Annotated in this window: 18 protein-coding genes and 1 pseudogene; 17 read left to right on the top strand and 2 right to left on the bottom strand. The window is 72.0% G+C overall.

Features of this window, described 5'->3' with window-relative positions; genetic code table 11:
• Positions 1-25: 25 nt before the first annotated feature.
• The 3 genes from IL992_RS36585 to IL992_RS36575 all read left to right on the top strand — a co-directional run bounded on the left by IL992_RS36585 (position 26) and on the right by IL992_RS36575 (position 2,385).
• Entirely contained in the window at positions 26-385 is a 360-nt protein-coding gene (locus tag IL992_RS36585; protein WP_193207884.1) for a hypothetical protein, read from the top strand.
• Between the two features lie 102 nt (positions 386-487).
• On the top strand, positions 488-1,738 hold the full coding sequence (locus IL992_RS36580) for a sensor histidine kinase (protein WP_193207883.1): 1,251 nt from the start codon (positions 488-490) through the stop codon (positions 1,736-1,738).
• A complete protein-coding gene (locus tag IL992_RS36575) occupies positions 1,735-2,385 on the top strand; it encodes a response regulator (protein WP_193207882.1) in 651 nt (216 codons plus the stop codon). The genes IL992_RS36580 and IL992_RS36575 overlap by 4 nt, the downstream gene beginning before the upstream one ends.
• A gap of 22 nt (positions 2,386-2,407) precedes the next feature.
• On the opposite strand, the pseudogene IL992_RS36570 reads toward IL992_RS36575, so the two are convergent.
• Positions 2,408-2,713 (bottom strand): annotated as a pseudogene (locus IL992_RS36570) (formyltransferase family protein); the annotation flags it as partial.
• Positions 2,714-2,771: 58 nt separating this feature from the next.
• On the opposite strand from IL992_RS36570, the gene IL992_RS36565 reads away from it, so the two are divergent.
• From IL992_RS36565 to panD, 8 genes are all read left to right on the top strand, one after another.
• Entirely contained in the window at positions 2,772-3,554 is a 783-nt protein-coding gene (locus IL992_RS36565; protein ID WP_193207880.1) for an IclR family transcriptional regulator, read from the top strand.
• 148 nt (positions 3,555-3,702) lie between these two features.
• Positions 3,703-6,141: a GcvT family protein gene (locus IL992_RS36560; RefSeq protein ID WP_193207879.1), complete on the top strand. Its 2,439-nt coding sequence runs from the start codon at positions 3,703-3,705 to the stop codon at positions 6,139-6,141.
• Between the two features lie 34 nt (positions 6,142-6,175).
• The gene (glyA, locus tag IL992_RS36555) at positions 6,176-7,438 is read left to right on the top strand and encodes a serine hydroxymethyltransferase (protein WP_193207903.1); all 1,263 of its coding nucleotides are present in this window, start codon (positions 6,176-6,178) and stop codon (positions 7,436-7,438) included.
• On the top strand, positions 7,435-8,682 hold the full coding sequence (locus IL992_RS36550; RefSeq protein WP_193207878.1) for a sarcosine oxidase subunit beta family protein: 1,248 nt from the start codon (positions 7,435-7,437) through the stop codon (positions 8,680-8,682). Before glyA ends, IL992_RS36550 begins: the two co-directional genes overlap by 4 nt.
• A 16-nt stretch (positions 8,683-8,698) precedes the next feature.
• Complete coding sequence (locus tag IL992_RS36545) at positions 8,699-8,977, top strand: sarcosine oxidase subunit delta (protein ID WP_193207877.1); 279 nt, start codon at positions 8,699-8,701, stop codon at positions 8,975-8,977.
• Entirely contained in the window at positions 8,974-11,865 is a 2,892-nt protein-coding gene (locus IL992_RS36540) for a 2Fe-2S iron-sulfur cluster-binding protein (RefSeq protein ID WP_226874416.1), read from the top strand. Before IL992_RS36545 ends, IL992_RS36540 begins: the two co-directional genes overlap by 4 nt.
• Positions 11,858-12,472 carry a sarcosine oxidase subunit gamma gene (locus IL992_RS36535; protein ID WP_226874415.1) on the top strand — a complete coding sequence of 205 codons (615 nt, stop codon included), beginning with the start codon at positions 11,858-11,860 and terminating at the stop codon, positions 12,470-12,472. Before IL992_RS36540 ends, IL992_RS36535 begins: the two co-directional genes overlap by 8 nt.
• A 153-nt stretch (positions 12,473-12,625) precedes the next feature.
• Positions 12,626-13,039, top strand: coding sequence for an aspartate 1-decarboxylase (gene panD / locus IL992_RS36530; RefSeq protein ID WP_193207875.1), 414 nt, complete (start codon positions 12,626-12,628; stop codon positions 13,037-13,039).
• A 258-nt stretch (positions 13,040-13,297) separates the two neighbouring features.
• Here the strand turns inward: panD and IL992_RS36525 are convergent, their stop codons facing one another.
• On the bottom strand, positions 13,298-14,179 hold the full coding sequence (locus IL992_RS36525) for a hypothetical protein (RefSeq protein ID WP_319019056.1): 882 nt from the start codon (positions 14,177-14,179) through the stop codon (positions 13,298-13,300).
• A 249-nt stretch (positions 14,180-14,428) separates the two neighbouring features.
• Between IL992_RS36525 and IL992_RS48675 the strand changes: the two genes are divergently transcribed.
• The 6 genes from IL992_RS48675 to IL992_RS36495 all read left to right on the top strand — a co-directional run bounded on the left by IL992_RS48675 (position 14,429) and on the right by IL992_RS36495 (position 21,715).
• Positions 14,429-16,201 (top strand): aldehyde ferredoxin oxidoreductase C-terminal domain-containing protein, encoded by a 1,773-nt coding sequence (locus IL992_RS48675; protein WP_193207873.1) that lies wholly within the window; start codon positions 14,429-14,431, stop codon positions 16,199-16,201.
• A 163-nt stretch (positions 16,202-16,364) separates the two neighbouring features.
• Positions 16,365-17,405 carry a trypsin-like serine peptidase gene (locus tag IL992_RS36515; protein ID WP_193207872.1) on the top strand — a complete coding sequence of 347 codons (1,041 nt, stop codon included), beginning with the start codon at positions 16,365-16,367 and terminating at the stop codon, positions 17,403-17,405.
• Between the two features lie 258 nt (positions 17,406-17,663).
• Positions 17,664-18,422, top strand: a complete 759-nt coding sequence (locus IL992_RS36510) for an SDR family NAD(P)-dependent oxidoreductase (RefSeq protein ID WP_193207871.1) — start codon at positions 17,664-17,666, stop codon at positions 18,420-18,422.
• A gap of 2 nt (positions 18,423-18,424) precedes the next feature.
• Complete coding sequence (locus tag IL992_RS36505; RefSeq protein ID WP_226874414.1) at positions 18,425-19,795, top strand: class-II fumarase/aspartase family protein; 1,371 nt, start codon at positions 18,425-18,427, stop codon at positions 19,793-19,795.
• Positions 19,792-20,739 (top strand): thiamine pyrophosphate-dependent dehydrogenase E1 component subunit alpha, encoded by a 948-nt coding sequence (locus IL992_RS36500; protein WP_193207870.1) that lies wholly within the window; start codon positions 19,792-19,794, stop codon positions 20,737-20,739. The genes IL992_RS36505 and IL992_RS36500 overlap by 4 nt, the downstream gene beginning before the upstream one ends.
• A complete protein-coding gene (locus tag IL992_RS36495; RefSeq protein ID WP_193207869.1) occupies positions 20,732-21,715 on the top strand; it encodes an alpha-ketoacid dehydrogenase subunit beta in 984 nt (327 codons plus the stop codon). The genes IL992_RS36500 and IL992_RS36495 overlap by 8 nt, the downstream gene beginning before the upstream one ends.
• The last annotated feature ends 77 nt before the right edge of the window (positions 21,716-21,792 follow it).

The raw sequence follows: 21,792 nt of genomic DNA, 5'->3' as shown, positions 1-21,792 counted from the left end.
AGCGAGAAGACGGAGGCACACTGACATGCGCAATGTGATCTGGCTGATCAGCGGGTACGCCGCGGTCAGCCTGCTGGCACTGATGGCGACGATCGTGTTTCGGCACGACGCGACGATGGTCACCACCGCGGTCTGGGTCCGCGGTGCGCTCGTCGCCGCCGGCTCGCTGCTCACGCTGTTCTTCGCGGTCCGGGCGGCCCGCGGCGACCGCCGGATGCTGCTGCGGCTGCGCGTCGTCACCGCGGTCATGCTGGTCGCGATCGTGGTGATCATCGCGCTGCCCGGCATGTTCCCGCTCTGGTTCAAGCTCGAGCAGGGCGTCTGCGGCCTGCTCCTGCTGGCCGTGGTGGTGCAGATCAACCGGCGCCCGGTGGTCCGGCCGTGAGTGCGGTGATCGAGCTCGCTCTGGTCACGTTGCTCGCGTGGGCGGTCGGGGCGGCGGCTAGGTTGTTCCGCTGGGAGTAGGTACGCGATGCAGAGTTGGCAGATGGCCGGGCCGGCGGGCTGGGAACAGCGGTTCCGGCCCATGGTCACCGTGGTCCCCTATGTGCTGCTGGCCGTCATGGCCGCCCTGACCATCGCCTTCAAGCACGACCAGCCCGGCTCCCTCGCCATCGACCTCGTGCTCTGTGCGGCGGCCGCGGTGTGGAGCCTGGCGCTCTTCACGGTGCACCCGGCGTGGCGCGACCGGATCGGCGTGATGGGCGTCTTCCTGGCGGGCCTTATTGTGTTCGGGCTGGTCATGGTCCTGCGCAACCCGTGGTTCGGCCTGTACACACCGGCGCTGTACTTCTACGCGTACCGGATCATCGGCTGGCCGCGCGAGCTGTACTTCGTCGCCGGCGTCGCGGTGGTGGCCGGCACGGCACAGTCGGCCGGCCTGGACACCGGCTCCTGGGTCGGACGCCTCGAGTACCTGGGGATCCTGGTCGTCAACATCGCGCCGATGTGCCTGCTGGCCTGGATGGGCGAGATCGGCGCGCGGTACTACGATGCCCGGGAGGCGGCGCTGCGCGAGGCCCGGGAGGCCAACGCGCGGCTGGCCGCGGCGCTGGCCGAAAACGCCGCGCTGCAGGAACGGCTGGTGGAGCAGGCCCGCGCCGCCGGCGTCCTGGACGAGCGGGCCCGGATGGCTCGGGAGATCCACGACACGCTGGCCCAGAGCCTGACCGGCATCGTCACCCAGTTGCAGGCCGCCGAGCACGCGGCGGACGACCCGGCCGCGTGGCGCCGGCACCACGCGGCGGCGACCGCGCTGGCCCGGGAGGGCCTGACCGAGGCGCGGCGCTCGGTGAACGAGTTGCGCCCGGAGCCGCTGGAGACCGGCCGCCTGGCCGACGCCGTCACCGAGGTGGCGGCCAAGTGGTCGGCCCGCCACAGCATCCAGGCTCAGGTCACCGTCACCGGCGAAACCCGCACGATGCGCCCGGAGGCCGAGGTCGCCCTGTTACGGGTCGCCCAAGAGGCCTTGGCCAACGTCGCCAAGCATGCCGACACCGTCACCCGCGTCGGTCTCACCCTTTCCTACATGGACCAGCAGGTGGCCCTCGACGTCCGCGATGACGGCCGCGGCTTCGACCCGACCGCCCAGATCGAGCGCGACGGGGGCTTCGGGTTGGTGGCGATGCGGCAGCGGATCGAGGCGTTGTCGGGCACGTTGCAGATCGAATCGGAGGTGGGGGGTGGGACGGGGATCTCGGCCTGCCTGCCCGCCGAGGCGCCGGAGGTGCGTTCGTGACTGACCCGATCAAGCTGCTCATCGCCGACGACCACCCGGTGGTACGGGACGGGCTGAGCAGCATGTTCGCCCGAGACCCCGAGTTCACGGTGGTCGGCGAGGCCGCGGACGGGGCCGAGGCGGTCCGAATGGCCGAGGCGCTCGGGCCGGACGTGATCCTGATGGACCTGCGGATGGCCGGCATGGACGGCGTCACCGCGATCTGCGAGCTGACCCGGCGCGGTGTGCCGGCCCGGGTGCTGGTGCTGACCACCTACGACACGGACAGCCACGTGCTGCCCGCGATCGAGGCCGGCGCCACCGGCTACCTGCTCAAGGACGCGCCGCGAGACGAGCTGCTGCGCGCCGTACGCGCGGCCGCCCGCGGCGAGGTCGCGCTGTCTCCGTCGGTCGCCGCCCGCCTGATGAGCCGTCTGCGCACCCCGGCGCCGTCGACCGGCCCGTTGAGCCAGCGCGAGCTGGAGGTGCTGCGCCTGGTCGCGACCGGGCACACCAACCGGGAGGCGGCCGCCCGGCTGTTCATCACCGAGGCCACGGTCAAGACGCACCTGCTCAACATTTATGCGAAGCTCGACGTCAACGACCGTGCGGCCGCGGTCGCGGAGGGGTACAACCGCGGCCTGCTCGGTGCTCCCGAGCGTCCGTGAATGTACTCGACGGTGAGGGGGGTCAGCGGAAGACGACGGTGCGGTCGCCGTTGAGGAGCACGCGGTTCTCGCTGTGCCAGCGTACGGCCCTGGCCAGCACCTGCGCCTCCACGTCGCGGCCCACGGTGACGAGTTCGCCCGGGTCGAGCGAGTGGTCCACACACGCCACGTCCTGCTCGATGATCGGCCCCTCGTCGAGGTCGGCGGTGACGTAGTGCGCGGTCGTGCCGATCAGCTTGACGCCGCGCTCGTGCGCCTGGCGGACGCGCTGCTCGGCTTCGGGCTTGGTGCCGGGGGTGACGGGCACGTGGTGGAACGGCACCCCGTAGAACCCGTCCGATGAGACAGGTCAAGAGCTTGATGCGTAATCCGCGTAGAGTTGTGCCATGAGCAACGGGTCGAGTGACGGAGCGACCGTACAGTCCGTCGACCGCGCACTCACCATCCTGAAGTTGCTCGCCCGGGACGGCGAGCTCGGCGTCAGCGAGCTCGCGGCCAGTCTCGGCGTGCACAGGTCCACCGCGTTCCGCCTGGTGGCGACGCTGGAGAGCCACGATCTGGTCGAGCAGGACAACGACCGCGGCAGATATCGGCTCGGCGTCGGCGTGGTCAGGCTCGCCGGGGCGACCAGTGCGCGGCTGGATCTGGTGCGCGAGAGTCGCGCCGTCACGCCGGCGCTCGCCCGCGCCGTGGGGGAGACCGTCAACGTGGCCGTCCTCGCCGGCCGGGAGGCCCTGTACGTCGACCAGGTCGCCGGGCCGTCGGCGCTTCAGCTGCACCAGTGGGTGGGTCGGCGGATCCCCCTGCATGCGACGTCCAACGGCAAGGTCCTGCTCGCGCACGCGCCCGCCGCGCTGTGCGAGGAGGTGATCGAGGCCGGGCTGCCCGTCCTCGCCACGCGGACCGTCACCGATCCCGGGCGGCTGCGCGCGGAACTCGGCGAGGTGCGCCGTCGTGGGTACGCGACGGCGGTGGACGAACTGGAGGACGGCCTGAGCGCGGTCGCGGCGCCCGTCCTGGGCGCGGACGGCTCCGTCGTGGCCTCGCTCAGCGCGTCAGGCCCGACCTTCCGGATGCCCGAAACGTCGATCGCCGCCGTAGCGGAGCAGGTCATGGTGGCGGCTCGCGAGGTATCTGCCCGAATGGGATGGTTTGGAGCGGGAACGTAGCCGCTCCGCGCCCGGCGCCGATCTTCCCCCTGGTCGGCGCCCGGCCCTGTTTTTGGTTCTTGACACCCACTATTTGACGCGTCACGCTTGTTGCGTTAAGCGCATGATGTTGCAAATTACGCAACAAGGTGCAACACCGGAGGTGGGTATGACGGGCCCGCGCGTCGTCATCATCGGAGCAGGCGTCGTCGGTGCGGCGCTCGCCGACGAGCTGTCGGCCCGGGGCTGGACGGACGTCACCGTGGTCGACCAGGGCCCGGTGCCCGCGACCGGGGGCTCCTCCTCACACGCCCCGGGACTGGTCTTCCAGATCAACGGGTCGAAGACCATGACCGAGATGGCGCGCTACACCGTCGAGAAGCTCTGCTCGCTCGACCTCGACGGCGAGCCTTGCTTCCTGCAGGTCGGCGGGCTGGAGGTCGCGACCACCCCCGAACGGCTCGCCGAGCTGCACCGCAGGCACGGCTGGGCCACGTCCTGGGGTGTCGAGTCACGCCTGCTCACCCCCGCCGAGTGCGCCGAGCACCACCCCCTGATCGACCCTGGCGCCGTGCTGGGCGGCCTGTTCATCCCCACCGACGGTCTCGCCAAGGCCGTACGCGCGGTCGACGCGCAGCTCAGGCGGGCGCGGTCGCGCGGCGTACGGGTGCTGGAGCGGCACGAGGTGCTCGACGTCCGCACCGAGGACGGCCGGGTGGCCGGCGTGGTGACCGGCCAGGGCGAGATCCCCGCCGACGTCGTGGTCTGCTGCGCCGGCATCTGGGGCCCGAAGGTCGCCGGCATGGTCGGCATGCCGCTGCCGCTGACCCCGCTCGCACATCAGCTCGCCTGGACCGGCCAGGTGCCCGACCTCGCCGGACGCGAGGAGGAGGCGACGCTGCCGATCCTGCGCCACCAGGACGCCGACCTCTACTACCGCCAGCGGTTCGACGGCATCGGCATCGGCTACTACGGCCACCGGCCGATGCCGGTCAGCCCCGAGGACCTGCTGTCCGTGGACGAGGCCGAGGTCATGCCGTCGGTGCTCACGTTCACCCCCGAGGACTTCGAGGACGCCTGGACCGAGACCCGGCGGCTGCTGCCCGGCACCCGCGCGGCGAAGATCGACGAGGGCATCAACGGACTGTTCTCCTTCACGCAGGACCACATGCCGCTGATGGGCGAGTCGCCGGACGTGAAGGGCTTCTGGGTCGCCGAGGCGGTCTGGGTGACCCACTCCGCCGGCGTCGGCAAGGCGATGGCCGAATGGCTGGTCGACGGCCACTGCAGCTCGTTCGATCTGCACGAATGCGACGTCAACCGGTTCGAGCCGCACCAGCTCGCGCCCGACTACGTGCTGGCCCGCGACTGCCAGAACTTCGTCGAGGTCTACGACATCATCCACCCGCTCCAGCCGATGGAGGAGCCGCGGCCGGTGCGCCTCAGCCCCTTCCACACCCGGCAGCGCGAGCTGGACGCCTTCTTCCTGGAGGCCGTCGGCTACGAGCGGCCGCAGTGGTATGGCGCCAACGCCCGCCTACTGGAGGGCCGCGACATCCCCACGCCCAACGACTGGGCGGCGCGCTACTGGTCGCCGATCGTCGGCGCGGAGGCCCAGGCGTCCCGCGAGTCCGTCGCGCTGTACGACATGACCGCGCTGAAGCGGCTGGAGGTCGCGGGCCCCGGCGCCCTCGCCTTCCTGCAGCGGCTGACGACCGGCCAGATGGACAAGTCGGTCGGTTCGGTGGCCTACTGCCTGCTGCTCGACGAGGACGGCGGCATCCGCAGCGACGTGACCGTCGCCCGGCTGGGCCGCGACGTGTTCCAGGTCGGCGCCAACGGCAACCTCGACCTCGACTGGTTCCACCGGCACCTGCCCCCGGACGGCTCGGTCATGGTCCGCGACATCACGGCCGGCACCTGCTGTCTCGGCGTCTGGGGCCCCCGCGCCCGCGACCTCGTCCAGCCGCTGACCGACGCCGACTTCTCCAACCAGGGCTTCCGCTACTTCCGGGCGAAGAAGGCGTACATCGGCACCGTGCCGGTCACCGCGCTGCGGCTGTCGTACATCGGCGAGCTGGGCTGGGAGCTCTACACCACCGCCGACCTGGGCGCCAAGCTGTGGGACACGCTCTGGGAGGCCGGGCAGCAGCACGGCATCCTCGCCGGTGGGCGCGGCGCCTTCGCGAGCCTGCGGCTGGAGAAGGGCTACAGGTCCTTCGGCACCGACATGACCTTCGAGCACGACCCGTACGAGGCCGGACTCGGGTTCGCGGTGAAGACGGACAAGGGCGACTTCATCGGCCGCGAGGCGCTGGAGCGGCGCAAGGAGAACGTGCGCCGCCGCCTCACCTGTCTGACCATCGACGACCCCGCGCAGGTGGTCATGGGCAGGGAGCCGGTGTACGACGGCGACAGGAGCGTCGGCTACGTCACCAGCGCGGCCTTCGGCTACACGATCGGCAAGGGCATCGCCTACGCCTGGCTGCCCGCCGAGCTCGCGACGCCCGGACGGACGCTGGAGATCGGCTACTTCGACCGGAGGGTGACCGCCGCGGTCGCCGAGGAGCCCCTTTTCGACCCCGCCATGGAACGGCTGCGCAGCTGACGTGCCCGAAAGGACTGAATTGAACGAATCTGTGATGGACGCGCCGCTCGCCGAGGCCGACCCGGAGGTCGCGGCGGCGATCGGCGAGGAGACGCGCCGCCAGCGGTCCACGCTGGAGATGATCGCCTCGGAGAACTTCGCGCCCGTCTCGGTGATGCAGGCGCAGGGCTCGGTGCTCACCAACAAGTACGCCGAGGGCTACCCCGGCAGGCGTTACTACGGCGGCTGTGAGCACGTCGACGTGATCGAGCAGCTTGCGATCGACCGGGTCAAGGCGCTGTTCGGCGCCGAGGCGGCCAACGTGCAGCCCCACTCGGGGGCGCAGGCCAACGCGGCGGCGATGTCGGCGCTGCTGGAGCCGGGCGACACGATCCTCGGCCTCGACCTCGCGCACGGCGGCCACCTCACCCACGGCATGCGGATCAACTTCTCCGGGCGGCTCTACAACGTCGTGGCCTACCACGTGCGCGAGAGCGACAATCTCGTGGACATGGACGAGGTCGAGCGGCTCGCCCGCGAGCACCGGCCCAAGCTGATCATCGCGGGCTGGTCGGCCTACCCCCGGCACCTCGACTTCGCCGCCTTCCGGCGCATCGCCGACGAGGTCGGGGCCTACCTGATGGTGGACATGGCGCACTTCGCCGGGCTGGTCGCGGCGGGGCTGCACCCGTCGCCGGTCCCGCACGCGCACGTCGTCACCACGACCACCCACAAGACGCTCGGCGGGCCCAGGGGCGGCGTGATCCTGTCCACCGAGGAGCTCGCCAAGAAGATCAACTCGTCGGTGTTCCCCGGCCAGCAGGGCGGCCCGCTTGAGCACGTCATCGCGGCCAAGGCGGTCGCGTTCAAGATCGCGGCGGGCGAGTGGTTCCGCGACCGGCAGCGCCGCACGCTGGAGGGCGCGCGGATCCTCGCCGACCGGCTGCTCGCGCCCGACGCCGCCGAGGCGGGCGTACGGGTGCTGTCCGGCGGGACGGACGTCCACCTGGTGCTGGTGGACCTGCGCGAATCCGAGCTGGACGGCCGGCAGGCCGAGGACCGGCTCCACGAGGCCGGGATCACGGTCAACCGCAACGCGGTGCCGTTCGACCCCCGGCCCCCGATGGTCACCTCGGGGCTGCGGATCGGCACCCCGGCCCTGGCCACCCGCGGCTTCGCCCGTTCCGAGTTCGAGGAGGTCTCCGACGTGATCGCCCGGGTGCTGCGTCCCGGCGCGGACCTGACGGCGCTGCGCGCCCGGGTCGAGGCCCTCGCCGCCAAGCACCCTCTCTACCCGGGTATCGGGGAGTCTCAGTGAGCCGCAGCAGTCAGGGGCACAGAACTCCGGGGGCGGATCTGCCCGACCACCCCGACCTCCTGTGGCGCTCGGCCGAGCCGAAGCGCGCGTACGACGTCGTGATCGTCGGCGGCGGCGGCCACGGCCTGGCCACGGCCTACTACCTGGCCAAGAACCACGGGATCACCGACGTCGCGGTGCTGGAGCGCGGCTGGCTCGCGGGCGGCAACATGGCCCGCAACACCACCATCATCCGGTCGAACTACCTGTGGGACGAGAGCGCGGGCATCTACGAGCACGCGCTGAAGCTGTGGGAAGGCCTGGAGGAGGACCTCGGCTACCCGCTGCTGTTCAGCCAGCGCGGCGTGCTCAACCTGGCGCACAGCCTGCAGGACGTGCGCGACAGCGTGCGCCGGGTCAACGCCAACCGGCTCAACGGCGTGGACGCCGAGTGGCTGACGCCGGAGCAGGTCAAGGAGGTCTGCCCGATCGTCGACATCTCGCCCGACGTGCGTTACCCGGTGCTCGGCGGCACCTACCAGCCCCGGGCCGGCATCGCCAAGCACGACTACGTGGCGTGGGGCTTCGCCAAGGCGGCGGCCGACCTCGGGGTCGACATGATCGAGCACTGCGAGGTGACCGGCCTCGACGTGCGCGACGGCCGGGTCACCGGCGTCCGGACCACCCGCGGCCCCATCGCCGCCAACAAGGTCGCGCTCGCCGCCGCCGGGCACTCGTCGGTCGTCGCCGGGTACGCGGGGGTGTCGCTGCCGCTGCAGAGCCACCCGCTGCAGGCGCTGGTGTCGGAGCTGCTGGAGCCGGTGCACCCCACCGTGGTCATGTCCAACGCGGTCCACGTGTACGTGAGCCAGGCGCACAAGGGCGAACTGGTCATGGGCGCGGGCATCGACGCGGCGAACTCCTACCGCCAGCGCGGGGCGTTCCACATCATCGAGAGGCAGATGTCGGCCGCGCTGGAGCTGTTCCCGGTCTTCGCCCGGGCGCACGTGCTGCGAACCTGGGGCGGTGTGGTGGACGTGACCCCCGACGCCTCGCCCGTCGTCGGCCTCACCCCCGTCGAGGACCTGTACGTCAACTGCGGCTGGGGCACCGGAGGGTTCAAGGCCACCCCGGGCGTCGGCTGGTGCTACGCCCACACGGTGGCCACCGGCGAGCCCCACCCGCTCAACGCCCCCTTCTCGCTCGACCGGTTCACGACCGGCAAGCTCGTCGACGAGCACGGCGCCGCCGCCGTCGCCCACTGATTGTCTCGGAGTGCCAATGCTGCTGATTCCCTGCCCGTGGTGCGGGCCGCGGGACGAGGCCGAGTTCCACTACGGGGGGCAGGCCCACGTCGCCTATCCGGAGGACCCGCCCGCCCTCTCCGACGAGGAGTGGGCCCGCTACCTGTTCTTCCGCGACAACCCCAAGGGCCTGTTCGCGGAGCGATGGAGCCACACCGCCGGATGCCGCCGCTGGTTCAACGCCGTACGCGATACCGCCACCAACGAGATCCACGCCGTCTACCGGACGGGCGAGCCGCGGCCGGTGAGTGCATGAGCGAGCGCAGCGAGCGAACCAGCAGCTCTGCCGAGCGAATCAGCACGTCCGGCACGCAGCCGTACCGCCGCGAGGGGGCGACCGGGCGGGTCCTGCGCTTCCGGTTCGACGGCCGGGAGTACGAGGGCCTGGAGGGCGACACGCTGGCCTCGGCGCTGCTCGCCAACGGCGTGCGCGCGGTGGCGAGCAGCGTCAAGCTCGGCCGTCCGCGCGGCGTGTACGCCGCGGGCTGCGAGGAGCCGAACGCGCTCGTCCAGATCGAGGAGCCCTTCCCCGAGCCCATGCTCCAGGCGACGACCGTCGAGCTGTACGACGGCCTGGTCGCCACGGGCCTGCCGGGACAGGGCAGGCTGGCCGACCGGCCCGACCCGGCACGCTATGACGCCGTGCACGCGCACTGCGACGTGCTCGTGGTCGGCGCGGGACCGGCCGGCATCGCCGCCGCGGGCGTGGCCGCGCGGGCCGGGGCGCGGGTGATCCTCGCCGACGAACGGCCCGAGCCGGGCGGCAGCCTGCTCGGCACGACCGAGACGCTGGACGGCAGGCCGGGCCGCGAGTGGGCGTCCGAGGAGGCCGCCGCGCTGGCCGCCCTGCCGGAGGTGCGCGTGCTGCGCCGCACCACGGTGGTCGGTCACTACGACGACAACTACGTCATCGCGGTGGAGCGCCGGACGAACCACCTGGGCGCCCAGGCACCCGCCGAGACGGCGCGCGAGCGCGTCTGGCGGATCCGGGCCACGCGCGTGGTGCTGACGACCGGCGGCCACGAGCGGTTCGTCGCCTTCGCGGGCAACGACCTGCCCGGTGTGATGCTGGCCGGCGCGGCCCGCACGTACGCGAACCACTACGGCGTCCTGCCCGGGCGCCGGGCGGTCGTGTTCACCACCAACGACAGCGCGTACGCGGCGGCGCTCGACCTCGCCGACGCCGGGGTCGAGATCGCCGCGATCGCCGACGTACGGCAGGCTCCCGGCGAGGCGTGGGCCGCCCGCTGCGCCGAGCGTGGCATCGAGGTCCTGACCGGGCACGTGGTCACCGCCGCGAAGGGCGAGGGCGAGGTCTCCTCGGTCGAGATCGCCCCCCGCTCGGAAACACAGGGCGAGGGTGGCGGAGTGCGGGAGATCCCCGCCGACCTGCTGCTCGTGTCGGGCGGCTGGACGCCGGTGGTGCACCTGTTCAGCCAGGCCGGGGGCACGCTGCGCTACGACGAGGAACTGGGCGCGTTCACGCCGGGCGAGACCCGCCAGGCGGTGGAGGCCGCCGGGTTCGCCGGGGGCGTCCGCACGCTGCGGGCCTGCCTGGAGGACGGCGCCGAGGCGGGCCGCCGCGCGCTGGCGGCCGCCGGGTTCGCCGTGCCGTCCGGCCATCGCCTGCCGGCCGCCGAGGAGGAGCCCGCCGCCGCGCCCGCCGAGCACCTGTGGCTCGTGGAGGCCGGCGATTACAGTGCGCACTTCGTGGACCTGCAGCGGGACGTGACCGTGGCGGAGGTCCTGCGCGCGACCGGCGCGGGGCTCACCTCGGTCGAGCACGTCAAGCGCTACACCACCGCCGGCACGGCTCACGACCAGGGTAAGACGTCCGGGCTGCTGACCAGCGGCGTCGTGGCGCACGCGCTCGGCGTCGACGTCGCCGAACTCGGGACCACGACGTTCCGCGCGCCGTACACGCCGGTCTCGTTCGCCGCGCTGGCGGGCCGCGACCGGGGGCCGCTGCACGACCCGGTGCGCGTCACCGCGATGCACGAGTGGCACGTCGCGCGCGGGGCGCTGTTCGAGAACGTCGGCCAGTGGAAGCGGCCCTGGTACTACCCCCGTCCGGGCGAGGACATGGAGGCCGCCGTGCTGCGCGAGTGCCGGGCGGCGCGCGAGGACGTGGCGGCGATGGACGCCTCCACGCTCGGCAAGATCGATGTGATCGGCCCCGACGCGGCGGTGTTCCTCGACCGGCTCTACACGAACATGATGAGCACGCTCAAGGTCGGCTTCATCCGCTACGGCGTGATGTGCCGCCCGGACGGCATGGTCTTCGACGACGGCACCGTCATCCGCCTGGCGGACGACCGCTTCCTCGTCACCACGACCACCGGCAACGCGGCGGCCGTGCTCGACTGGATGGAGGAGTGGCTGCAGACCGAGTGGCCGGACCTGCGGGTCCGCTGCACCTCGGTCACCGAGCAGTGGGCGACCGTGGCGCTCGTCGGGCCGCGTTCCCGCGAGGTGCTGGCGCGGCTCGCGCCCGGCCTCGCGGTGGGCAACGACAGCTTCCCGTTCATGACGTGGCGGGATACCGAGGTGGCCGGGATCGAGGCGCGGGTCTGCCGGATCAGCTTCTCCGGCGAGCTGGCCTACGAGATCAACGTTTCCTCCTGGTTCGGGCTCGCCCTGTGGACGGCGGTCATGGCGTCCGGCGAGGTCACGCCGTACGGCACCGAGACCATGCACGTGCTGCGCGCGGAGAAGGGGTTCCCGATCGTCGGCCAGGACACCGACGGCACCGTCACGCCGCAGGACCTCGGCATGGAGTGGATCGTCTCGAAGAAGAAGGCCGACTTCATCGGCAAACGGTCCTACACGCGGGCGGACACCTCCAGGCCCGACCGTAAGCACCTGGTCGGCCTGCTGCCCGAGGACCCCGGCGTGCTGCTGCCCGAGGGCGCCCACCTCGTGGAGACCTCGGCGCTGCCCGAGCCGCCGGTCCCCACGCTCGGCTTCGTCACCTCCAGCTACCGCAGCGCCGCGCTCGGCCGTACGTTCGCGCTCGCGCTGGTGAGCGGCGGGCGCGAGCGGGTCGGTGAGCGGCTGTACGCGCCGGTCGGGGCGGACCTGGTGCCCGTCACCGTGACCTCCCACGTCCTGTACGACCCGGAAGGAGCGCGCCGCGATGGCTGATTCTGTGGCTGAATCGATGGCTGAGCTGACGGCTGAGCGCAGGAGTTCCGCCGCGGCGTTCGCGGCCAGGTTCGAGGCGGCGAGCGCGGGCGGCGGCCTGCGCCTGGCCGAGATCCCCTTCCTGACCCAGATCAACCTCCGGGTGGACCCCAAGAGCCCGGCGGCGGAGCGCATCGGGACGGCCATCGGCGTGCCGCTGCCGGTGGAGCCCGGCACCACGGCGGGCGACGGCGACCTGGAGGTGCTGTGGCTCGGGCCCGACGAGTGGCTGGTGGTCGGCCCCGACGGCGCCGCTCGAGGCCTGGTTGAGCGCCTCATCGAGGCGGCGGACGGCGAGCACGTCTCGGTCGTCGACGTGTCGGCCCAGCGCACCACCCTGGTGGTCGCCGGGGACCGGGCGCGGGACGTGCTGGCCCACGGTTGCGCGCTGGACCTGCACCCCCGGGTGTTCGGCCCGGGCCGGTGCGCCCAGACCATGCTGGCCAGGGCGGGAGTCGTCCTGGTCGCCGGTGAGGACGGCTTCCGCCTGCTGGTCCGCTCGTCCTTCGCGGCGTACGTCACGGAGTGGCTGCTCGACGCGTCGGTCGAGTACGTGAGCGGCGGATAAGCGGCGGTTCACGACGCGCATCGGCCCGTGCGAATTCGCATCTCGCCGGGCCGATGCGCGCCGTCGTGCAAGGCTGACGACAGGGCATTTCGGGGCGTGACATACCATCGAGGACGCTCGTGAGGAGGGCCGTCCATACCCCGGTGGGAGATCATGTTCCGCACGCTGATGAAGTCGAAGATCCACCGCGCGACCGTCACGCAGGCCGATCTGCACTACGTCGGCTCGGTGACGATCGACGCGGACCTGATGGCCGAGGCCGACCTCGTCGAGGGTGAGAAGGTCGACATCGTCGACATCGACAACGGCAACCGCCTGTCCACGTACGTCATCGAGGGCCCGGCGGGCTCCGGAGTGATCGGCATCAACGGCGCCGCCGCCCGCCTCATCTCGGTCGGCGACCTCGTGATCATCATCGCGTACGCGCTGGTCGCCGAGGAGGAGGTCAAGGCGCTCAAGCCGCGCGTCGTCTTCGTCGACAAGGACAACAAGCCGCTGCACGTGGGCTCCGACCCCGCCGCCGTACCCGACGGCAGGGGCCTGATCCCCGGCGACCACGTAGCGTAGGAGAACGGTCACGATTTGGTGTGTGGCCCCCGCACACGCCGAGGTCGAACGTGCGGAGGGGGCACGATCCCCATGCTCGAACGCCTCGCCGAAGCGCTGGAACTGCGGCTCAGCGTCCAGCTTGAGCCACTTCCCAAAACGAGCTGACTTTCGCTCCTGGAAGTCCTGACGCTTGGCAGCGTGGCTGAATCCCGCCCGCGAGCGCATCCAGAGAGTGAGTGAGACCCGCCTGACCGTCTGATCAAGGTCGTGTTCCGGCTACTGCATGCTCACGCCGTGCGGGTGGTCGAACGAGACCGGGCAGGTGAAAATCCACAGTGCATACCCACGGCCGATCGTGATCCCCGTAGGCTCCCATCGGTTCGGGTGCTCGTGGAACTCGCTCTCAGGCGCGGCGTCCTCCAGAGGCCGCCAGCTCTCCGTTCCGTCCCACTCTCCGCCGTCGATCTTCAAAAGCAACTCCATGTCGGAGCCGCAGTCATCACAGAGCATCGGGTAGGGGTCGGTGAGGTTCCAGGCCGCGTAACCGCCCACCTTCCAGCCGTCGGCGATCGACAGCTCGGAGAAGTAGTCGTATCCGCTGGACTCCTCCCAGGTCCGGATCCGTTCCTCCAGATCACCGGGAAGGAAGTCCTCGTAGGGGTACTCGACGACCTGCTCGGGATGCAGAACGCAGGGCAGGGGCAGATAGGTGTCGTACTCCATCACCTCGGGCTCTGGCTGTTCGACGAGCACGTCGGTCACGTCGGCCGAGCGTCGCCAGCGCAGCGTGAGCGAGGGACAGTAGTGGGGTCCATGGTCGCGCGGACACCACAGGAGCTGGAGAACATCGGCTTCGGGCGGCCCCACCAGGCCGGGCACGTCTCGTAGGTAGAGCTGGGCGACGGCCAGCATGGTGGCGGGGGTGTCAGGGTCGGCGTACTCCTTGTCGAGGCGGTCGAGTTCGGTCCGTTCCTCAGGCGTGATGGCGAACGGCTCGCCCTTGCGGGTCCGCCCCCAGGCCGCCGAGAGAATGCGCCTGCGGCGCCGGGCGACGTCCAGGCGGGTGAAGTCGCCCCCGTTCTCGTGCGACTCTCCGCACACGGGCCAGGGATCGTCGGAGGGCCAGAGCAGGGGGCCGCCGATCGAGCTGTCGTGCACGCCGGGCGTTCCAGGGCGCGGATGAAGGCGTGTGGCCGTCCGGGCAAGGGGAGCGATCTCGGGAAAGACGGCCGTGATGTCAACAGGGCGCGGCGGGGTCGTTCGAACCATGCCAACAAGATTTATCGGGTCTCACCGACAGAAACCCGTGTCCCTGCGAAGAGAGACCCACGGCGTCGAGGGGGGTGACCTTGACGAGGGCGAGTAGGTTATCCGCCACAATCGCCCCCTTGGTGAGGAGTGTCACTCGTGCCCTTCGTCGTCGATCTCACCGACGGGTCCGTCGAGCGGGAGGACCGGTCCGCCGAGATCGGCCATTTCGGCGGGTCGATCCTCGGCCTGCGGCTGCTGACCGAGCGCACCCCCGCCGGGCTCGACCCGTACGATCCCCGGGCCCTGCTGTACGTCGCGGCCGGGATCCTCGGCGGGGTGGCCGCGCCGGGGCTCGCGAAGGCGGTGTTCCTGGCCAAGTCGCCGCTGACCGGGGTGGCGGGGGAGGCCCACGCGCTCGGGCCGTTCGCGGCCGGGATCCGCGGCGCGGGCGCCAAGGCGCTGGCGATCACCGGCCGAGCGCAGCGGCTGTCGTACCTGCTGGTCGAGGACGGCCGGATCAGCGTCCACCCGGCCGAGGAACTGGGTGGCCTCGGCACCGCCGCCACCACGGACGCGCTGCGCGCGCGGCACGGCGAGGGTGCGCACGTCGCCGCCATCGGGCCGGCGGGGGAGAGACTGGTCCGCTACGCGAGCGTGGTGACCGACTACGCCTACTCCGCGGCCCGATACGGCCTCGGCGCGGTGCTCGGCGCCAAGAACCTCAAGGCGATCGTCTGCGTGGGGGACGCCCCGGCCGCCGTGGCCGACCCGCGCGCCCTGGCGGAGATCGCGGCCTTCTACCGCGCCGCGATGCCCGGCAACGCGCTCGCGGCCTGGCAGCACGCCGATCCGGGGTTCGGCGCCTGGACGGGGGAACCGCTCGCGCCCGGCTACCTGAGCGTGCGGAACTTCTCCCACGCCGGCGACAGCGGGCTGCGCGTTCCCTCCTCGGCCGACTACGACGGACGCGCCGTGGCCACGAGCGGGTGCTGCCCCGGCTGCCCGACCGACTGCCTCAAGACGTACGCGCCGCTCGGAGCGCCGGAGCGCAGGACCGGAGGGCTCGGCCAGGAGGCGTTCGCGTCCCTGGGCTGGAACCTCGGCGTCGACGACACCGGCGCCGTGCTCGCGCTGAACGCCCTGTGCAACGACCTCGGCCTCGACCAGGTCTCCTTCGGCGGCACGGTCGCCTTCGCGATGGAGTGCGCGGCCCGCGGCCTGCTTGCGGAAGGGCCTTCCTTCGGCGACGCGGCGGCGGTGACGGCGCTCGCCCGCGACGTCGCGACCAGGAGCGGCGTGCTCGGCGACCTGCTCGCCGAGGGCTCGGCCCGCGCCGCGGGCAAGCTCGACGCCGAGCCGTACGCGATGACCGTGAAGGGCGCCGAGGTGCCGTGTTTCGACCCGCGGGTGCAGCCGGGCCTCGGGCTCGGCTACGCCGCCGCGCCGGGCGGGCCGCGCTACGACGCGCTGGAGCACGACCTGGACTTCGAACCCGGAGGCGCGCTCGCCTACTGCCTGCCGGAGGCGGCGCGGATCGGCGCCGAGCCCGCGCCGGTCGGCCTGCTCGACGCCGAACGTGGGCGGCGCACCGCGCGCCTGCTGCGCCTGTGGAGCGCCCTCGACGCGTGGAACATCTGCCTGTTCGCCTCGTCGCCGACCAGGCCGCTGACGCTCGACCACCTGACGACGCTGGTCACGGCCGTCTCCGGGGCCGGGTGCACGCTGGACGACCTGCTCGCGGCGGGCGCCGCGCGGCTCGACCTCATGCGCGCGTACGCGCTGCGCGAGGGCGGCGGGCCCGATGAGCTGCCCGCCCGGTTCCACGACGAGCCGGTCACGGCCGGGCCGTACGCGGGGGCGCGGCTGGCCCGCGAGGACCTCGCGCGGGCACTCGACGCCTTCCACGCGGAACTCGGCTGGAATGCCTGACTGAAAATCGCCGACATTCCACGGCAAGATCTGAAACTTTCTTCACAGGATTCGAGGAGAACGTTATGATCTTCCGTTCTGTCGGCCGGGTTGATCAGCCGGCCGCTGTTCCTCTCTGACGGGGGCCCATCGACGGTCCCCATGACCGAATGGGAGATCGACCATGAGACGTGCACTGGCGGCGTTGGGCATCGGCGTGGGTCTGCTGGGCTCCGCCGTCGTCTCCACCCCGGCTCAGGCCGCGAGCGTGGTGACGGCCCCTCTGGCCTCCGACGTCTCGACCGCTCAGCAGGCCGCCGCGTTCTGGCTGGCCGACGGGGGAGCGAACCTGCGGAGCGCCACGCCGTACGCCGTGCAGACCGTGGTCGGCGCGGAACGCTCGTCCACGGCCGTCGTCCCGGACGGCAAGCCCGGCTTGGTCGGGCCGTCTCCGGACGTGCTCTCGAAGAAGACGAAAACGCCCACGACCTCGGGCAAGGTGTTCTTCGTCGGCGCCGACGGTCAGCCGCACTGGTGCACGGGCACCGCCGTGCAGTCGCCTTACCGCAACGTCGTCGCCACGGCCGGTCACTGCGTGTACGACATCGAGCGCACCGGGAGCATGCTCGGCAAGTGGGTCTTCGTGCCCGGCTACTCGGGCGCCAAGACCCCGGAGGTCCTGTACGTCGGAAAGCAGGCCTTCGCCCACTACGACTTCGGCGTGTACGGCGACTACGACCGCGACGTCGCCTTCGTGAACGTGTACAACGGCGTCGTCTCGTCGTCCTCCGGCGTGCTGACCGACAGCGGGCGACTGGGCGAAAACGTCGGCGGGCAGGGTCTCGCCTACAACCAGCCGACGGCCTCCTCGGTCGACGTCTTCGGCTACCCGGCCGGACCCAACCCCGACGGAACCCGGCCCTACACGGGCCAGACCCTCGAACGGTCCACCGGATCGACGTTCGCCGTGAGGCTCCTCGACCTTCCCGCCGACCAGCCCGTGGGCGTCGACTCCCCGTTCACCGGTGAAGGCTCCCTCGGCTCCTCGTGGCTGTACCGCTACAGCGGGGACGCCCGCATCGGCTACCTCGCCGGGGTCACGATCAGCGTCTCCGACACCGACGGCGACAACCGCTACGACACCAGCGTCTCCCCGTACTTCGACGGCGAGGTGTACGGGGTCTACTCCGAAGCCGCCAAGCTCTGGACCGGCTCGATCGTGTAGCCGGCCGGTTGCTTGTCCGCCCCCGTCGCGCCCGCCCATCCCGCGGGTGCGACGGGGGCCTTTTCATTCGTGACACTCCCGTTAATCACGTAAGAAAAACGATTGACCAACCTCTTGTCCGGTTTGTGAGGCCGCTGCTATCGTCTGGTCAATCGTTTGACGAGCGTGGCGGACGGGCGGCGTACGAGGCCCGTCCCGTTCCCGCCCCACGGCCACCGGGACGCGACCGGGATCCACAACCAAGGGAGACCATCGGGGATGGCAGTCACTATCGACCTGAGCGGGCGCACGGCGCTCGTGACCGGGGGAGCGGGAGGGCTCGGCGTCGCGTGCGCCCGCACCCTCGCCGACGCCGGTGCGAGCGTGGTGCTGTCCGACCTGGAGGGGCCGCGGCTGGCCGAGGCCGCGGCCGCCGTCGGGGCGGAGGCACGCGCGGCCGACATCGCCGACCCCGGCCAGGCCTGGGCGCTGGTGGACGGCCTCGACCGCATCGACGTCCTGGTGAACTGCGCCGGCATCATGCGGACGACCCCGCTGCTCGAGGTCGAGGCGGACGAGTGGCGCAGGATCGTCGACGTCAACCTGAACGGCACGTTCTGGCTGACCCAGGCGGCCGGGCGGCGCATGGTGGAGCAGGGGAGCGGGTCGATCGTCACCCTGGCCTCGGTCGCCGCCCGGTCGGGACGGCCGAACGCCGCGCACTACTCGGCCACCAAGACGGCCCTGCTGTCGCTGACGAAGTCGGCGGCACTCGCGCTCGCCCCGGTGCGCGTCAACGCGGTCTGCCCCGGGATCATCCTGACCCGCATGTGGGACGAGATCATGGCCGACCGCGACGAGCACTTCGGCCCCGACGCCGGCGCCCGGTATCTCCAGGAGGTCAGCGACCGATCGCCGTTGCGGCGGCCCGGCCGGCCCGAGGAGATCGCCGCGGCGGTGCTGTTCCTGGCCAGCGACCTCGCCTCGTTCGTCACCGGCCAGGCGCTCAACGTCGACGGCGGACTGGAGATGGACTGACCATGCAGACCTTCAAGCTCCTGCCGGAGCTGTTCGGCGACGCCGGGATGGCCACGATCTTCTCGGCCGAGCGGACCGTGCTCGCCTGGCTGCGGGTCGAGGCCGCCCTGGCGCAGGCGCAGGCCGACGCGGGCGTGATCACTGCCGCCGACGCCGAGGCCATCACCGGCGCCTGCGTGCTGGACAACGTCGACGTCGAGCGCCTGTGGCGGGAGGCGATGAACGTCGGCTACCCGATCCTGCCGCTGGTCCGTATGATCGCCGCGGCGCTGCCCCAGGGGCCGAACGGCCGCGTCCACTACGGCGCGACCACCCAGGACATCATGGACAGCGGCGTGGCTCTGCAGATGGGCGAGGCTCTGGACCGGCTCGCCGCGCTGCTCGGCGCGTTCGGGGACACTCTCGCCCGGCTGGTCGAGGAGCACGCGGGCACCGTGATCGCCGCCCGCACCCACGCCCAGCAGGCCGTGCCCACGACGTTCGGGGCGAAGCTCGCGGTGCTGCTGGCGGAGCTCACCCGTCAGCGCGAGCGGGTCAGGGCGGCCGGGCGCCGGGTCCGCGTCGTCTCGCTCTTCGGCGCCGGAGGCACCTCCGCCGCCATGGGCGAGCAGGCGGCCCAGGTCAGGAAGGGCATGGCCGTACGGCTCGGCCTCGCGGCCGCCGACGTGCCCTGGCACGTGGCCCGTGACGGCATCGCCGAGTTCGGCGTCACGTGCGCGAGCGTCGCGGCCACCGCCGCCCGGTTCGCCCGCGAGGTGGTGGACCTGTCCCGCACCGAGGTCGGCGAGGTGCGCGAGGCGGGCGGGCACCACCGCGGCGCTTCGTCGACGATGCCGCAGAAGGCCAACCCGATCGGCTGCGAGGCCGTCATCGGCATGTCGGCCACGGCCGGGGCGCTCAGCTCGGCCCTGTTCCGGGCGATGGAGGCCGGCCACGAGCGGGCCGCGGGCGAGTGGCAGATCGAGTGGTACGCCGTTCCGCTGCTGGCCGAGCTGGCCGCCGGCGCGCTCGCCACGGCCGCCGAGGTGGCCGAGGGGCTCCGCGTTTTCCCCGACGCCATGCGTGCCAACCTCGACGCGGAGGGCGGGCTCATCATGGCGGAGGCGTACATGATGCGCCTGGCCCCGGCGCTCGGCCGGGAGCGGGCGCACGACCTCGTCTACCAGGCGGCGCACGAGGCGCGGGCCCGGCGCGGCGCGCTGGTCGACACGCTGCGCGAGGTGGCGGGTCCCGACGACCTGGCCACGCTCGGCCCGCTGCCGCTGCCCCCCGAGTCGTACGTCGGCGACGCCGAGGCGGTCTGCGTGGCCGCGCTCGCGGGATGGTGCGGCGAGGCAACCATGGACCACGACAACGAGGAGCCCGGCGAATGAGCGAGCGACGGCTTGCGGACCTGCTGGCGATGTGGCGCGTGCGCGCCTTCGAGGAAAAGGTGCGGGAGCTGCGCCTCGCGGGTCCGATCGTCGGGTCCGTCCACCTGTGCATCGGGCAGGAGGCGATCCCGGTCGGCGCCTGCGACGTGCTGGAGCCCGAGGACGCGCTGTTCGCGACCTACCGCGGACACGGCTGGGCCCTCGCCAGGGGCGTCCCCGCCGAGCGGATGTTCGCCGAGCTGCTCGGCCGGGAGACCGGCGTCAACGGCGGCAGGGGAGGATCGGCCTACTTCACCGCCGCGGAGTACGGCTTCCACGGGGAGAACTCGATCGTCGGCGCGGGCGCCCCGATCGCCTGCGGCGCGGCGCTGGCCGGCCGCTACGACGGCTCCAACCGGGCCGCGGTCACCGTGTTCGGCGACGGCGCGATGAACCAGGGCGCCGTGCACGAGGCGATGAACTTCGCCGCGGCCTTCTCCCTGCCCGTGGTCTTCGTCTGCGAGAACAATCGCTATTCCGAGCTGACCCCGATCGCCGACATGGTCCGCACGAGCAGGCTCGCCGACCGCGCGGCGGCGTACGGCATGCCGGGCTACCGCATCGACGGCAACGACGTGGAGGCCGTCCGCTTCCACGTGCGCGACGCGCTGGAGGTCGCCAAGGAGAACGGCGGCCCGACGCTGCTGGAGTGCATGACCGAGCGCATCGTCGGCCACTACATCGGCGACGCGGAGAACTACCGCAAGCCGGGCGAGATGGACCGGATCAAGGCGCGGGAGCCGATCGCCCGGCTGCGCGCGGGCCTGCTCGCCGACGGGGTGCCGGCCGCCGAGATCGACGCGGTCGAGACCCGTGCGAGAGCCGAGATCGAGACCGCCGCCGCGGCGGCCCTGGCCGCGCCGTTCGCCGACCCCGCGACCGCGAGGGAGCACCTCTATGCCTGAAACCCGCAAGCTCACCTACGGCGAGGCCGTCAACGCCGCGCTGCACCGCCTCATGGCGGAGCTGCCCGAGACCCTCGTGTACGGCGAGGACGTCGGCCTCCCCGGAGGCGTGTTCGGCGTCACCCGCGGGCTGCGCAAGCAGTTCGGCGACCGGGCCTTCGACACGCCGATCAGCGAGTCGGCCATCCTGGGCAGCGCTGTGGGCGCGGCCATGATGGGCCGCCGCCCGATCGTCGAGATCATGTGGGCCGACTTCTCGCTGGTGGCGCTCGACCAGATCGTGAACCAGGCGGCCAACGTCCGCTACGTCTCCGGCGGCCGGTTGACGGCGCCGATGACGATCCGCACCCAGCAGGGCAACGCCCCCGGCGCGTGCGCTCAGCACTCGCAGTGCCTCGAGGCGCTGTTCCTGCACGTCCCCGGGCTGCGGGTGTGCATGCCGTCCACGCCGCAGGACGCCTACGACCTGCTCGTGACCGCGGTGCACTGCGACGACCCGGTCCTCGTCATCGAGAACAGGACCCTTTACTTCGGCGCCAAGGAGGAGGTGACGGTCGGCGGCCCGGTCCAGCCCATGGGCGGGGCGCGGGTGCGCCGTCACGGCTCCGACGTCACGGTGGTCACCTGGGGCGCGATGACCGCGCGGGTGCTCGACGCCGCCGAGACGCTGGCCGCCGACGGCATCGAGGTGGAGGTGCTGGAGACGCCCTGGCTCAACCCGTTCGACACCGAGGCCGTGCTCGCGAGCGCCGGCCGTACGGGCAGGCTCGCGGTGGTCCACGAGGCCAACGTGACCGGCGGGTTCGGGGCCGAGGTCGTGGCGCGGGTCGCCGGGGCGGGCGTCCCGCTCTTGGCGCCGCCCATCCGGGTGGGGGCGCCCGATGTCCGGATGCCGGCCGCGCCGATCCTGGCGCAGGCGCTGCTGCCGGACGCCGATCGCATCGCGGGGGAGGTGCGAGCGCTCGTGAAGGGCTGACGCCCTTGAGCGAGCACGTCATGAAATGTCACTAGCTGATTTGAGCAAACGATTGACCTCCCCTGAGCAGGAGAAAC

It is taken from the genome of Microbispora sitophila, from assembly GCF_014892245.1.
Classification (GTDB): Bacteria; Actinomycetota; Actinomycetes; order Streptosporangiales; family Streptosporangiaceae; genus Microbispora; species Microbispora siamensis.
The sequence above is the reverse complement of the archived record's forward strand: the minus strand, read 5'-3'. Positions and strand labels throughout refer to the sequence as shown.

Coding starts and splice junctions, on each gene's coding strand:
- IL992_RS36580 (WP_193207883.1), top strand. CDS start 488: ATGGCCGGGCCGGCGGGCTGGGAACAGCGGTTCCGGCCCATGGTCACC.
- IL992_RS36510 (WP_193207871.1), top strand. CDS start 17,664: ATGGCAGTCACTATCGACCTGAGCGGGCGCACGGCGCTCGTGACCGGG.
- IL992_RS36540 (WP_226874416.1), top strand. CDS start 8,974: ATGAGCGAGCGCAGCGAGCGAACCAGCAGCTCTGCCGAGCGAATCAGC.
- IL992_RS36545 (WP_193207877.1), top strand. CDS start 8,699: ATGCTGCTGATTCCCTGCCCGTGGTGCGGGCCGCGGGACGAGGCCGAG.
- IL992_RS36535 (WP_226874415.1), top strand. CDS start 11,858: ATGGCTGATTCTGTGGCTGAATCGATGGCTGAGCTGACGGCTGAGCGC.
- IL992_RS36585 (WP_193207884.1), top strand. CDS start 26: ATGCGCAATGTGATCTGGCTGATCAGCGGGTACGCCGCGGTCAGCCTG.
- IL992_RS36515 (WP_193207872.1), top strand. CDS start 16,365: ATGAGACGTGCACTGGCGGCGTTGGGCATCGGCGTGGGTCTGCTGGGC.
- panD (WP_193207875.1), top strand. CDS start 12,626: ATGTTCCGCACGCTGATGAAGTCGAAGATCCACCGCGCGACCGTCACG.
- glyA (WP_193207903.1), top strand. CDS start 6,176: ATGGACGCGCCGCTCGCCGAGGCCGACCCGGAGGTCGCGGCGGCGATC.
- IL992_RS36500 (WP_193207870.1), top strand. CDS start 19,792: ATGAGCGAGCGACGGCTTGCGGACCTGCTGGCGATGTGGCGCGTGCGC.
- IL992_RS36565 (WP_193207880.1), top strand. CDS start 2,772: ATGAGCAACGGGTCGAGTGACGGAGCGACCGTACAGTCCGTCGACCGC.
- IL992_RS36495 (WP_193207869.1), top strand. CDS start 20,732: ATGCCTGAAACCCGCAAGCTCACCTACGGCGAGGCCGTCAACGCCGCG.
- IL992_RS36560 (WP_193207879.1), top strand. CDS start 3,703: ATGACGGGCCCGCGCGTCGTCATCATCGGAGCAGGCGTCGTCGGTGCG.
- IL992_RS36505 (WP_226874414.1), top strand. CDS start 18,425: ATGCAGACCTTCAAGCTCCTGCCGGAGCTGTTCGGCGACGCCGGGATG.